This window comes from Paenibacillus hamazuiensis (assembly GCF_023276405.1).
GTDB classification, from domain to species: domain Bacteria; phylum Bacillota; class Bacilli; order Paenibacillales; family NBRC-103111; genus Paenibacillus_AF; species Paenibacillus_AF hamazuiensis.
Genome location: NZ_JALRMO010000001.1, coordinates 7,961,085 through 7,974,781 on the forward strand (window position 1 = coordinate 7,961,085; position 13,697 = coordinate 7,974,781).

At 51.5% G+C, this 13,697-nt stretch carries 13 protein-coding genes; 11 read left to right on the plus strand and 2 right to left on the minus strand.

The genetic code is table 11. From position 1 onward, the window contains the following. Positions 1-12: 12 nt before the first annotated feature. The 8 genes from MYS68_RS35195 to MYS68_RS35230 all read left to right on the plus strand — a co-directional run bounded on the left by MYS68_RS35195 (position 13) and on the right by MYS68_RS35230 (position 7,436). The gene (locus MYS68_RS35195; RefSeq protein ID WP_248930198.1) at positions 13-666 is read left to right on the plus strand and encodes a hypothetical protein; all 654 of its coding nucleotides are present in this window, start codon (positions 13-15) and stop codon (positions 664-666) included. 189 nt (positions 667-855) lie between these two features. Beyond that, positions 856-1,311 carry a MarR family winged helix-turn-helix transcriptional regulator gene (locus MYS68_RS35200; protein ID WP_248930199.1) on the plus strand — a complete coding sequence of 152 codons (456 nt, stop codon included), beginning with the start codon at positions 856-858 and terminating at the stop codon, positions 1,309-1,311. Between the two features lie 172 nt (positions 1,312-1,483). Continuing rightward, complete coding sequence (locus tag MYS68_RS35205; RefSeq protein WP_248930200.1) at positions 1,484-3,043, plus strand: helix-turn-helix domain-containing protein; 1,560 nt, start codon at positions 1,484-1,486, stop codon at positions 3,041-3,043. A gap of 146 nt (positions 3,044-3,189) precedes the next feature. After that, entirely contained in the window at positions 3,190-3,756 is a 567-nt protein-coding gene (locus MYS68_RS35210) for a nitroreductase family protein (RefSeq protein ID WP_248930201.1), read from the plus strand. Positions 3,757-3,778: 22 nt separating this feature from the next. Beyond that, positions 3,779-4,732, plus strand: a complete 954-nt coding sequence (locus MYS68_RS35215; protein WP_248931117.1) for an ABC transporter permease — start codon at positions 3,779-3,781, stop codon at positions 4,730-4,732. Then, entirely contained in the window at positions 4,722-5,669 is a 948-nt protein-coding gene (locus MYS68_RS35220; RefSeq protein WP_248930202.1) for an iron chelate uptake ABC transporter family permease subunit, read from the plus strand. Before MYS68_RS35215 ends, MYS68_RS35220 begins: the two co-directional genes overlap by 11 nt. Then, entirely contained in the window at positions 5,666-6,424 is a 759-nt protein-coding gene (locus MYS68_RS35225) for an iron ABC transporter ATP-binding protein (protein WP_248930203.1), read from the plus strand. The genes MYS68_RS35220 and MYS68_RS35225 overlap by 4 nt, the downstream gene beginning before the upstream one ends. Positions 6,425-6,449: 25 nt before the next feature. Further along, a complete protein-coding gene (locus MYS68_RS35230) occupies positions 6,450-7,436 on the plus strand; it encodes a siderophore ABC transporter substrate-binding protein (RefSeq protein WP_248930204.1) in 987 nt (328 codons plus the stop codon). 100 nt (positions 7,437-7,536) lie between these two features. Here the strand turns inward: MYS68_RS35230 and MYS68_RS35235 are convergent, their stop codons facing one another. Beyond that, positions 7,537-8,091 (minus strand): hypothetical protein, encoded by a 555-nt coding sequence (locus MYS68_RS35235; RefSeq protein ID WP_248930205.1) that lies wholly within the window; start codon positions 8,089-8,091, stop codon positions 7,537-7,539. Further along, positions 8,075-8,581 carry a hypothetical protein gene (locus tag MYS68_RS35240; protein ID WP_248930206.1) on the minus strand — a complete coding sequence of 169 codons (507 nt, stop codon included), beginning with the start codon at positions 8,579-8,581 and terminating at the stop codon, positions 8,075-8,077. Before MYS68_RS35240 ends, MYS68_RS35235 begins: the two co-directional genes overlap by 17 nt. Positions 8,582-9,276: 695 nt before the next feature. On the opposite strand from MYS68_RS35240, the gene MYS68_RS35245 reads away from it, so the two are divergent. The 3 genes from MYS68_RS35245 (at position 9,277) to MYS68_RS35255 (ending at position 13,659) form a co-directional block, all read left to right on the plus strand. Continuing rightward, positions 9,277-10,092, plus strand: a complete 816-nt coding sequence (locus MYS68_RS35245; RefSeq protein ID WP_248930207.1) for a hypothetical protein — start codon at positions 9,277-9,279, stop codon at positions 10,090-10,092. Between the two features lie 947 nt (positions 10,093-11,039). Then, on the plus strand, positions 11,040-12,056 hold the full coding sequence (locus MYS68_RS35250; protein ID WP_248930208.1) for a LacI family DNA-binding transcriptional regulator: 1,017 nt from the start codon (positions 11,040-11,042) through the stop codon (positions 12,054-12,056). Positions 12,057-12,228: 172 nt separating this feature from the next. Then, the gene (locus MYS68_RS35255) at positions 12,229-13,659 is read left to right on the plus strand and encodes an extracellular solute-binding protein (RefSeq protein WP_248930209.1); all 1,431 of its coding nucleotides are present in this window, start codon (positions 12,229-12,231) and stop codon (positions 13,657-13,659) included. The last annotated feature ends 38 nt before the right edge of the window (positions 13,660-13,697 follow it).

A 13,697-nucleotide genomic window follows, 5' to 3' on the forward strand; every position in this document is an offset into this window, starting at 1 on the left:
GACGAAGGAATAATGAATTATATCAACTCTTTTACGGTATCGCTATGCGCATGGATCGCCATACTTATTAACGGCTTAGTGCTTTTTCGCTTGAAGCCGACGCAGATCTGGAAGGAAATTGTGCTGATTTCCGTATTCGCCTCCAGCATATCCTTGATATTGCAGTCTGCAAACCTGATAGGGCTGATAACCGTTGTACCGCCTTTAGTGGTCATTGTTTTCTTTACCCTGTTAACGGGATTCAGCTGGATCCAATCGTTGTCTATGGTTGTCGTATGCTACACGATTAGCGGTTTATTGGAGTTTGCCGTTACTTTGTTCCTGAATCAATTTGACGTCGACCTCACCTTGGCGAAGCTGGCCGACGACTACACGATGGAATCGTGGTATTTTGTAGGCCTTCATTACCTCTTTTCCGCGTTTCTGTATAAAAAAAGGATAGGGTTTACCTCGATCGCCACGATGCATAAGCAGAAACGGCCCAAACTCCATGGCAGGTGGCTTGCGTTTCTTTTTGTTTTTTTATTTTGCAATTCGATTGCAGGAATTCTTATTGCGTTTAGAAAAACGGTGATTCTGTATCTGGCCCTGCTCTTGTTTTTCATGTTTATTGCCTACATGGCGTTTCAATATAAAAAAGAGCTTGAAGACGACTTTGAATTTTGATTTTTCGGAACTTAAATCCGCCTAATAGTTAGCTTGCTTTAACTTTGGCCGAAATATCCAGGCAAGAGAGCAGTCCTTTCTTGCGGTGATTTCAGGCCTTTTTGCCATTCAAACTAATAGTTGCAATAGCATTCTGTGTGATGTATCCTGATATTAGTTGCAATAACATCCTGTTTGAGGGGGGTAAATTTGAGCGAGCATTGGAAGCCAAATAACAAGAGCGTAGCGGAATCGCACGGCCAATACATCTCGGCGATTTATCGCCACATGCAAATATTGATCTCAGCCGAGCTTGCGCCATATCGAATCGGAAGCGGCCAATATATTTTTCTGATGGCCATTGCTTTTCAGCAGCCCATCACTCAGAAAGCGCTGAGCGAGAAACTGCTTATCGACAAGACGACCACCGCCAAGGCGATTAACAAGCTGGAAGCGGAAGGTTACGTGCGGAGGGAAGCCAATCCTGCCGACAACCGCTATCAGCTGCTCTATTTGACGGAAGCGGGACGCGAGGTCGTGCCGAAAGTGCAGGAAGCGCTGAGCCGCGTCAAGAGCAAAACCCGGAAAGGCATCACCGATGAGGAGTATGATTTGCTCATAAACCTGTTGAAAATCGTGCTTCGCAATCTGGTTGAACAGGAATAGGAATAAGAAGGACTTGACACCCCCAATGAGGGGTGATTTTTTTTCGATTGCCGCGGCTTATGAGCGGTGTGCATGATGCGTAATTTTTGGTTGCCGTCAATAAAATTGACAATGAGAATCATTTTCATTTAAAATTTGAAATGTGATCTTTTTTGCTGTAGAGGGGTGCCGGATGGAACAACGTCAACCGTTTTGCGGGCACTCGCTTCGTTACATGGGTGCCCAGGAACTGAAACTGGAGATGGGAAAAAATGAAGAGCTTTCCAGCGGCGGGCATATTTTGTTCGGCTTTGTGCTGAAAGGCTCGGTCAGGGTAACGTTGCAGGCCGGAGAACGGCGGAAGAACGGCCAGATGCATTATGGCGAACTGTTTTTTGTACCGGCAAATTGCCGCTGCTCGATATTTAATAACGACAAACAGCAGGTCTGCGTGGTATTGATGCGTTGTGCCGGCGACGGGCAAGACGGTGCAAACTGCGCTCTGCCGGCTCCATTTGGACGGTCGGAGGAGCTGCGGCTGTATCATCTGCGGATGCCCCGCATTCAACGCTGGGTTGCGGATTTTTTGAACGAATACTGGCAGCACGATTGGGCGTTGTTTTATCGGGTGCACGCCCAATTGTACGCCATTGCCGCCGAGCTTGCGGCATTTATGGGCAAGCCCAGAGGTGCGGACGACGATCTGCTCGATTATGTTGTGCAGATGAAGCAAACGATGCTGCAGCAGTACGGAGAGCCGATGGATATCGAGCGGATGGCGCAGCTTTCGGGCGCCAGCAGCGCCCGGTTTTACAAGGCGTTCAAGCAGCATACGGGACTAAGCCCGCTGCAGTTTATGACAAGTGTGCGGCTTAACGAATCGCTTCGTTTGCTGGCCAGGCATTCGTCATCCGTGATGGAAGTCGCCCATACGATCGGATATCCCGATGAATTATATTTCAGCCGGTTGTTTAAAAAACATATGGGCATTACTCCGACCGAATTCGCATCATGCTCCCGAACAAGAGTCGCCAATCTATGTCCCGTTTTTCGCGGAGATTTGGCGGTACTCGGCATCACACCCGTTCTGGAGCTTCCGAGAGCATGGTACAGCGATCCGGTCAAAGAGCCTTATCTGAAGCAAATAGCAAGCTGCCGCCCGGAACTGATCTTTACGGCGCCGGTCGAAGACGAAGTGTACGAGAAGCTGTCGCAAATTTGCCCGGTCGTCATGATCAAGTGGAAAGGGTACTCGTGGAAAGAGCGGCTTGTGCAAATCGGAAGCACGCTGAACATTCCGACCGTGGCCCGGCGCTGGCTTGCTTATTTTCAAGCGAAAGCGGACAACGCCCGGAAGCAAGTCGAGCGCCGCCTGGGAGACGAACCGTTTCTCGTCGTCAGCGTTTATGAGGCGATGTTCCGTTTATATGGGATGCAGCGTATCAAGATCAGGGATTTGTTTTACGATGAACTAGGCGTGAAGCCGCCCGCCGCGGTTTCGCAAATCGCTTTCCTCGACGTGCCGTCTTTGCACGACATAGCTGCGCTGGACTGCGATAACGTGCTCTTTTTGGCGCCGAATTCGATGACAGACGAAAGCTGCTGCGGGATCGAGGAGGAATGGCTGCATTTAAAACGGAACCGCAGCAAGAAGCGGTGCATATTTATTCGCCATGAGGAACCGCTGCTTTACAATGCGGCATTTTATGAAAGTCTGATCGATCAGCTGGTGAACGATCTGGCCACCGGCTGACCCGGCGTCAGATCCGCCGGCTGCAAGAAAAATCCATGCGAAATACAGAAATGTCCATTCCAGCAGCGTACGAATGGTGTAAAATGAATTATTGTTGATAATGATTATCAATGTCACAAAAAATAACCGGTATAAATGGAGGAACTATGGAGCTTTCACAATTGATTCAAGAGCGCCGTTCCGTACACGTGTTCGAGCAACGCCCCGTGCCTGTCGATTTGGTCAAGCGGCTGTTGGACACGGCGGTTTGGGTGCCGAACCATAAGATGACCCAGCCTTGGCGGTTCATTCTGGTGCACGGGGAAGGCCGCGAGCGTATCGCCGCAGTGAGCCGCCAAGCCGGAGAACGGCGCGAGAGAGACCCGGAGAAGGCCCGCGAGGCGGGGCAGCGGTTATATGACAAGCTGATGGCGGTGCCGATGTTTGTCATTGTCGTAATGAAGGAAAATACGCATCCGGTCGTTTGGGAAGAGGATTACGCGTCGACGAGCTGCATCATTCACAATTTCAGCCTGCTGGCCTGGGAGCAGGGACTAGGACTCGTCTGGGAGACGTACCAGCTGATTCATCAACCGGAGTTCCGGGAAGCGCTCGGCGTCCGGCCCGGCGAAAAAATCGTCGGCAGCCTGCATGTCGGCTATCCGGCGAAAATTCCTTCCGCGCAGCCGAGAATTCCCGCGGAGGAGCTTTTGACCGTCATTGATGAAGCTTAGGCCGGCCGGGCAGGAGCGGCAAATGAAGCTGCGCTACATGCTGGCTGCTCTCGTCGTCTTGTCGCTCATCTCCTTGTTCGTCGGCGTCAAGGACATCAGCCCGCTGGAGCTGATGAAGCTGGGCGACGATCAGGTTCAGGTGCTGCTCATCAGCAGGGTGCCGAGGCTGATCGGCATCATCATTGCCGGAGTGAGCATGGGCATCGCCGGTCTTGTCATGCAGCAGCTGAGCCGGAACAAATTCGTGTCCCCGACGACAGGCGGAACGGACGATTCGGCCCGCCTCGGGATTCTCGTTTCGCTCATGCTGTTTCCGTCCGCCACATCGCTGCAAAAAATGCTCGTCGCCTTCGTGTTCGCCCTGGCCGGAACGTTCGTGTTCATGAAAATTCTTGACAAAGTGAAATACAAGGATGCGATTTTCATTCCGCTCGTCGGGCTTATGTTCGGCAATATCGTCACTTCCGTCGCCACTTTTTTCGCGTATAAATACGATTTGATTCAAAGCCTTGCCTCGTGGCTGCAGGGCAATTTCGCGCTGACCATGAAAGGGCGCTACGAGCTGCTGTACGTCAGCATTCCGGTGGTCGTTCTCGCTTATCTGTACGCGAACCGGTTTACGATTGCCGGCATGGGCGAGGAGTTTTCGGTCAATCTCGGGCTGAGCTACCGGCAGGTGGTTAACATCGGTCTGGCGATCGTCGCCCTCATTTCTTCCGTCGTCATGCTGACGGTCGGCACGATTCCTTTTCTCGGGCTGATTATTCCGAACATCGTCACCTTGTACCGGGGCGACAACCTGCAAAAAAACCTGCCGCATACCGCCGTGCTGGGGGCCTTGTTCGTCTTGGCGTGCGACATACTGGGGCGCGTGATCATTTATCCGTTTGAAATTCCGATCGGCCTTACCGTCGGGGTACTCGGAAGCGCTATTTTTCTTTACTTGCTGATCAGGAGAAGGGCATATGACGTATAAGGCAAAGATCGCGTTTCTGTCTGCGGGCGCGCTTGCGGCGATCGCCGTATTTTTGTTCGCCGGCGTCGGCGACAACTGGGGATACGTGCTGCCCCGCAGGGCGTGGAAGGTGCTGGCCATGGTGCTGACCGCCGGCTGCATTGCGTTCTCCACGGTCATTTTCCAGACGATGACGAACAACCGGATTCTCACGCCGAACATGATCGGGCTCGACTCGATGTATATGCTGACGCAAACGGCGGTCGTCTACGCGCTCGGATCGGGCAACAAGCTGCTGGTCGACAACAATTTCAACTTCGCCTTGACTCTCGGCCTCATGCTGCTGTTTGCCGGATTGCTGTACAAGGTGATGTTTAAGAAGCAGGGCAATCATATTTATTTTTTACTGCTGATCGGAATTATCCTGGGCACGCTGCTCGGCAGCTTGACGACGTTTATGCAGGTGCTGATCGACCCGAACGAATTTCTCGTCCTGCAGGGCAAAATGTTCGCCACCTATAACAAGGTGCAGGGACAGCTGACGACTATTTGCTGCTTCGTCGTGATTATCGTGGCGGTGTATTATTCGAGATTCGCCAAATATATGGACGTGCTCTCGCTCGGCAAGCAGCAGGCGATCAGCCTTGGCGTCGATTATGAGTTTGTCGTGAAAAGGCTGCTGCTCATCGTCGCCGCCCTCATCTCGGTGTCGACCGCCCTGGTCGGGCCGATCACGTTCCTTGGACTGCTTGTCGCCAATGTCGCCTATCAATGGATGAACACGTACCGCCACCGGCAACTCATCCCCGGCGCGATACTGATCGGCATCATCGCCGTGGTCGGCGGACAGCTCGTCGTGGAAAGAGTGTTTACGTTCACGACAACGTTGAGCGTCATCGTCAACCTGATAGGCGGCGTCTACTTCCTATATCTTCTGCTGAGGGAGAACAAATCATGATAGAGGTAAGGAACGTTTCCAAAGCATACGGCGGCAAAAGCGTCGTCGACGACGTTTCCGTCCGCATCGGGAAAGGGAAGATCACTTCTTTCATCGGCCCGAACGGAGCCGGCAAAAGCACCTTGCTGTCCATGATCAGCCGGCTCATTCCCCGGGATTCCGGAGAAATTCGGATCGACGGCGAAGAAATCGGACGCTGCAAAAGCACGGATTTGGCGAAGCGCATCTCGATCCTGAAGCAGTCCAATCACGTCAACGTGCGGCTGACGGTCAGGGAGCTCGTCTCGTTCGGGCGGTTTCCGTATTCGCAAGGCAAGCTGAAGCCGGACGACTGGCGGCACGTCGACGAGGCGATCGCCTACATGGAGCTGGGAGACATCCAGCACCGATATTTGGATGAGCTCAGCGGAGGGCAAAACCAACGGGCATACATTGCGATGGTCGTGGCCCAGGACACCGACTATATTTTGCTAGACGAGCCGTTAAACAACCTGGATATGCGGCATTCCGTGCAAATCATGAAGGTGCTGCGCCGCCTGGCGGGCGAGCTCGGCAAAACGGTCGTCATCGTCATCCACGACATCAATTTCGCTTCGTGTTACTCGGATTACATCGTGGCTTTAAAGGGCGGTAAGGTCATACGCGAAGGCACGACCGATGAGATCATCTCGCCTTCCGTGCTGCGGGAAGTATACGACATGGACATTCCGGTCGAAACGATCGGCGGCCATAAAATTTGCGTTTATTTTACGTGATAAACTATTAAAAGAGGTGGTCGTGATGAAAAAATGGTTGTTATTCGCGGTTTTAGCGATCGGTTTGACGGTATTTGCATCTGCATGCGGCACGTCCGGTACAGGACCGGCCGGCGGGGCAGCACCCGCTGCGACTTCAGGAGGTGGCACGCCGGCTGCGGCCAACGCTTCCGACGAGCTGGTTTTCAAACATCAGCTTGGCGAAACGAAGGTGAAGAAAAATCCGAAAAAAGTCATCGTATTCGATTTCGGCGCCTTGGATACGCTCGATAAGCTGGGCGTCGAAGTGGCCGGGGTGGCACAGTCGAACCTGCCGCCTTATTTGGCCAAATACAAAGACGCCAAGTACCAGAACATCGGAACGCTGCAGGAGCCGAATTACGAAAAAATCAGCTCGATCAAGCCGGATCTCATCCTGATTTCCGGCAGGCAGCAGACCGCTTATCCCGAGCTGAGCAAGCTGGCGCCGACGCTGTATGTGGGCGTAGACAACAGCAAATTCGTCGATTCGTTCAAAGCCAACATGAAGATGCTCGGGCAAATTTTCGGCAAAGAATCCGCCGTGGACGCTGAGCTGGCCAAAATCGATCAGGCGGTCAAAGAGGTCGGAGACAAGGCCAAGGCCAGCGGGAAAAACGCGCTCGTCATTCTTGCGAACGAAGGAGCGATCAGCGCCTACGGCCCAGGCTCAAGGTTCGGACTGATCCACGATGTGCTCGGCATCACGCCGGTTGAGAAAAACATCGAGGTTTCCACGCACGGACAAAGCATCTCGTTCGAATACATCGCGCAAAAAAATCCGGACTACCTGTTCGTCATCGACCGGACCGCAGCCGTCGGCGGGGAGAAGGCCGGTGCGAAGGCGCTCGTGGAAAACGAGCTGATCAAGAAAACGAAGGCGTTCACAAACGGCACTATCGTATACCTGGACCCGAGCTACTGGTACTTGTCGGGCGGCGGACTCGTCTCCGCTGCGGAGATGATCGGCGAGGTCGCGAAAGGGTTTAAGTAAAATAGGTGAAAAGGGCATTCCGCCTTTGGCGGGGGTGTCCTTTTTTATTGCCAGGGAATTATGCACGGCTAATTTTAGTGGGTAATCGGGGGCTCCGGTTCTATTTCACGTTTTTCGAACCGCCATTCGCCGCAACTTTATGATGAATCCAACTGATCATATTGACATTGAGTGTAAGAACGCCGATGTAAAACAGAAAGCTGAGCATAAGATTCCAGCTCTTATAGGTAAATAGCGAAAAATAACGTAAACAGATCCATTCCAGAGCGCAAAGTACAGGAGCCACCAGGAGGACGAAGTACCTTTTTTTAATTTTCCAGGAGAGAAAAAAATGCATGGCGATGTACATCGCTACGGGGTAAGATACGAGTTCCAAAGGGAAGTCGAAAAGTTCGCCGCTGTCCCGGTCAATCGTGTCGTACAAATCAACAGGTCTGGTCGCCAAAATAAATTCAAGCAGCGAAGTAAGATAAACATTAAATAATATCAAAGCCAACCCTTCGCTCAATCTCATGATTCTATGCTTGGCATAGATATAAATGGCGCTGCCTTCCGTAATGGTGGCGATGGCTATGACCGCCCATTCATTTTTGTCGAAAACGACAGGTTTGATAGGGTCATAAAACTTATGAAACAATTCAAGAGCGGTCTCCATTCGCCTCCCCTTCCTCCTTGCGTATGATGTTAGCCAATCTATTTATCGACAATATAGCGGCTATGATAGTGATCAAGTTGTACGAAACGGTGACCGCTGCCGGAACCCAGTAAGAGCCGGTAATAATGAAAATGCCGAGCAAGGTATCCAAAAACAATAACAGTTCGTAACCGGCTATCCAGAGAGCCGCTGCTCCGAAACGAACGGCAGCCGTTTTTTTCACTTTGAAAAGAGCGAGCACCCAGACGAAGCTTAACGGATACATAATGACAAAATGAACGGTGACAATCGCGAACGGCAAGTAGCTCTCCGTTAAATCGAGCGATTGGTAATCCGCCAGGTAAAAATCAAATGCCCAGGAATTGAAGCCCATGAACATAAAGACCAGGCAAAAATATTCCAGCCAATGAAAATGACGGGAGAGGGCGAAAGCTCCTTTTATCAAAAATGCGGTAGCAAAAATGCTTGCGATCAGAACGGATACAAGCATACCCTCCCTCCCCGATCAAAGTATATGGCGCATCCAGGCATGACCTGCAAGCTTTTCTTTTAGTGACAGAAAGTTTAAGTTCATTAACGCGCTAAAGGGCGTAGGAGAACTTTCTGCACGCAAGAAAAGCTTCCGCTAAAACACGAATGTATCTTCGTCGAGATGGCTTCGATCAGAAGCTTTTCTTATAGTGACAGAAAGTTTAAGTTCATTAACGCACTAAAGCGAGTAGGAGAACTTTCTGCACGCAAGAAAAGCTTCCGCTAAAACACGAATGTATCTTCGTCGAGATGGCTTCGATCAGAAGCTTTTCTTTTAGTGACAGAAAGTTTAAGTTCATTAGCGCACTAAAGCGAGTAGGAGAACTTTCTGCACGCAAGAAAAGCTTCCGCTAAAACACGAATGTATCTTCGTCGAGATGGCTTCGATCAGAAGCTTTTCTTATTATCAGAAAATAAAAGCAAATTTATCCAAAGCTATCCAGTTTCGTTCGGCGGACGTACCTCTGACGCCAGGATTGAACTTATGCGATGACAACATACTGAGCTTGCATAACGGACATCCCGATATCGGTTACCCCATATTTTTCCATCCAAAGAAATGAAAGGCAATTATGTCGGTCCAGCTTGCGTCTAACTGTTAGGGTAAGTTGTTTTTCGCTCATAAATCCGTGTTATTAACGACCGGAGGACTTTATGCTTAAATACTGGCTTTGGCCGTTCCTTGCAACTATTGTGGCGGTATGGGGCGGGAACTTGTGGTATTACGAGTCTCAAAAGCTGGAGAGACCGCTATTTCTAATGCATTACTACGAAATACCCGCATCGTTGTTCGAGCATATGAGTCTATACTTCGTAACGAATAACGACGTTAAACGAGTGCCGTTTCGATTAGAGCTGCCTAACGGACTGCAGCTGCGCGTTGAGCGCGTTTCGAACCGCGATGAGAAGGGGCGGCTACAACTGTGCGAAGCGATCGTATCTCCGCAGTCAGGCGTAATCGATTCGCTTGACCGGACGGTATCGTTCGATCGATTGCGCGTCTACTACGATGACGGGCTGGTCGATACCGTTCGGATCGGCGAGATTATCGTACACCCAAATCCACGGAGTCAATATCCGCTTCAATCCACTCACTCAAAAGGTTGGTCAGACGATACCGGCAGCGTAGGGTATATCGTCCGCAACGATGTCGCGATCACTTCCGTTACTTACAGTTTTCCGAACATACTGAACCAGGCGGTTGACGTTCGATTGAATGGACATATGCCGAATTTCGCCTTATTTCCCTTGAAACTGCGAGCCGATGATTCGGTACAGCTTGATTATTCCGTGCAATTACCGGATAACGATTTCCGCCGGTTTCATGCCTACCAGCTTCGATTTGCGCTGGAAACCGCGAACGGGGAAGGGGAATATGCATCCACGCAAATAGTGAACATACAGCCGAAGATATATGGGGAGCATCTTCTCATGTACATTCGACAACGGAAACAGGAGCCTGTGCTATGAGGAACGCCTTTCCGGGGTTCGCATGGGGACTGCTTATCGTCGTGTTGCAGAGGTTGAAAATAACTACATAGCTCTACAGCAGAACTATGGCGGTCATACGCGGGCCGGATGCCCCTACTCTCCCCGGGCACCGTGCCGTAGTAAAGCGTGTCTGCCGTCGATTTGCGTGAGCAAACCACGGCAGACAAACGCGGGCATGAGGCACGTAGAGACTCTCCACGGCATAGCCTCTAACGTAAAGCGTGCCCGACATAGGATTTTTTGGGCGAAGCTAAAAAATCGATGATGGGCAGACGCGAATTAGAAGCGAGCAGTTCCTCCATAAGGGCGGGTCCAGGGCGCCTGAGCGCAATGTTGTCAGGTTAACAGGCATGGACGAAATCAAGGGTTGAACCATATAAGAGCGAACGACACTAGGAACGTTATTCCTCGAAAATAAGTAGTTTATAAATAGCGGAACTCACGTTCGCTAATCTCGGAAAAATGGGCGATTTGAAAAAATAGAGAAACTGAGATGCGCTAAATAGGTGAAAAATGGCTTGAGGAGTGGAGAAACGGACAAATAGCACACCTCAGTTCCGCTAATTTCCAAAAATATCCGAAATCGACCCGATTAGCGAACCATAGTTCCGCTATGTTCCCGCCTAACCTGACAACATTGCGCCCGAGCGCCTGGGGGCCTCCTGTGGGGGGGGTTTGATGGGAAAATAGACGATGGCGCCCATTTTCATTCCCCATTGTGACGCTCGGTCATCTTGTTTAGGGGGTACCTTCATGAGTTAAGCGCTTTACTAAATATTTACCCACAGTTAACAAAAAAGGGTTGTAAGATGAAAAAACGGGTTGTATAATTAAAGTGTAATCAATTAAACCGGTTTAATAGACCGGTTTTCATTTGGCAAATCATTAAACCGGTTTAACGATTTCTTTACAAAAGGGAGGGGACCATGGCTACCATCGATGATGTTGCGAAACATGCCGGAGTGTCCAAAGGGACCGTGTCGAGCGTGTTCAGCAAAAAGAGACCGATCAGCCAGGAAGTGACTGAGCGCGTATTAGCGGTAGCCAAAGAGCTCGGGTATTATCCGAACCATGTTGCCAGGAGCCTGGCGATCAAGAAGACGATGATCGCAGGTCTCAAGATGCCGATTTCCAAAGACGGAACGATGTCGCAGTTTGAGATTCAAATGATCAACGGCGTCATTAAGGAATGCTCCAGGCACGGCTACCGGGTACTGCTGGACACGCTGCCGGAACACGATGATCCGAGGCAATTTTCCAGCGATCCTGTGGACGGCGTCATCATGCTAAACCCACGCAAGCACGACGCCAGGATCGAGAGGTACAGCCAGATGGGCATTCCGCTCGTGCTCGTCGGAAGACCCGATCCGCCGGACGATACGATCAGCTACGTGGACAACGACAACACGAAGCTGGCGTATGACGTAGGCAAATATTTGCTTGCATGCGGACACGAAAAGGCGCTTTTCCTGAACGCCTCGTCCGATATGACGGTTGCTTTTGACAGGGAAAGCGGTTTATCCGAAGCCTATCAGGAAAGCGGATTGCAGCTTGCGAAAGATCATGTGATCAATTTTTCGAGAAAACTGCATTCAAGCGCAACCGAATACGGGTATATGTCCATTTTGAACACGTATGGCAAAATTCCCTACACCGCCGTCGTTACGGATACGGATCGGGTGGCGCTCGGCGTGCTGCGGGCGACGAGGGAGCTCGGCGTCGATGTGCCCGGGCAGCTTTCGATCATTGCCCTGAGCAATGACGCGACGCTGGCCCAGGAGATGAGCCCGAAGCTGACTTCGGTGGAGCTGTTTTCGGAGAAGCTCGGTACGGAAGCGGCGAAAATTTTAATCGAGAAGATGAGCGACCCTTCCGCAATCCGGCAAAAAATTGTCGAAGCCGCCATCGTATTCCGCGATTCGTGCAGACGGCTGGGCGAATGACGCTCTAGCGGATAACCTCGCCCGGGCCGGCAAAGACACAGGCTGCACGCAGACTTTAAGTTTGTGCGGCGAAGCCTGTCCCATCAGGTTTGAAAGCGCTTTATTAAGATTTTGTAAAGCGTTTGCAATATAACAGCTTATTTTAAAATGCATCCAAAATGGGAGGTTCATGATGAAAACGAACAAAAAGAAAGTCGTAAGCTCCATGATGGCAGTCGCCTTGTTCGGCAGCGTTGTCGCCGGATGTTCCGGCGGCGGAGGCGGTTCGGAAGCCCCTAAAGCGGGCGAGCAGCCGAAAGGTGAGGAGAAGAAGGAAGAGCGCGTGCTGAAAATGATGTCCGGCGTTATCGGCGGTAAAACACCGGAGGAGAACACGCTTTTCGAGAAGGAGATCGAACGGCTCACCGGCATCAAGGCGACGCTTAACAAACCGGCTTCCGATTACGATCAGAAGCTGCTTGCGGCGATTTCTTCCGGAGAGAAGTTCGACCTGCTGCAAATCAGCAAGGAGAAAATGAATCTGTTCATCTCCCAGGGCATTCTGACCGACCTTACCTCACAGGTAAAGGGCTCCAAGACGCTGCAGGATCCGGAAGTACTGCCTTCCGGGGAGTGGGATCAGGTAAAGACGAAGGATGGCAAAATTTACGGCGTATTCACGAAGTTCCAAGGCGGTACGATGCCGATCGTACGCGCCGACTGGCTCAAGAAGCTGAACCTGCCGGAACCGAAAACGCTCGACGACTACTACAAAGTGCTCAAAGCGTTCACCGAGCAGGACCCGGACGGCAACGGCAAGAAGGACACTTACGGTCTCAGCACCGCAGGATCTTACGAGCTTCAAGGTTTCTTCAGCGCGGCGGGCCTCAAGCAGCGTTACGTGGAGAAAGACGGCAAGCTTGACGTTCCTTATGCCACCGACGCGGCGATTCCGGTCTACGAGTGGCTGAACAAGCTGTACAAGGAAGGCATTCTCGATCCGAACTTCGCCACTAATGATACCGGCAAAATGCGCAACCTGTTCCTGACCGATCGCGTCGGCATGATCACGTACTGGGACGCATGGGTGGGCATGCTGAACAATACGAGGAAACAGCAGGATCCGAACACGGCGTTTGAAGCAAAAGGTCTTCCGGGCGTTGCCGGACCGAACGGCAACTATATGCTTCGCCGCGGCGACCCTGACGTCTGGGTTATTCCGGTCAATGCGGAGCATCCGAAAACGGCGTTCGAATTCATCGAATGGTGGCACTCCAAAGACGGCATCATTCTCGGCAGCCTCGGCATCAAGGACCAGGATTACAAAATGAACGGCGACAAGTACGAGCTCACTCAGGCGGGCAAAGACCATGCTCAGGATCACGGCGTTCCGTTCTGGTACAACAAGAAGGTTCCGGCTCCGTTCGGCCTGCTTCCGGGCGTGAAGGAAGCTCAGGACCTGGTGATGAAATACGCTTCTCTGGAGCTGACGCCTCCGAAATGGGCCGACGCCGAGAAGATCATCAACGAATACATGTTCAAGGCGATTATGGGCGAAATGCCTGCAGCCGACGCGGTGCATAAAATGCGCGACACGCTGAAGGCGCAAAAGCTGATCGACTAAAGTATGGTAGCTGGAGGCTGTCCCTTTAAGGGCAGCCT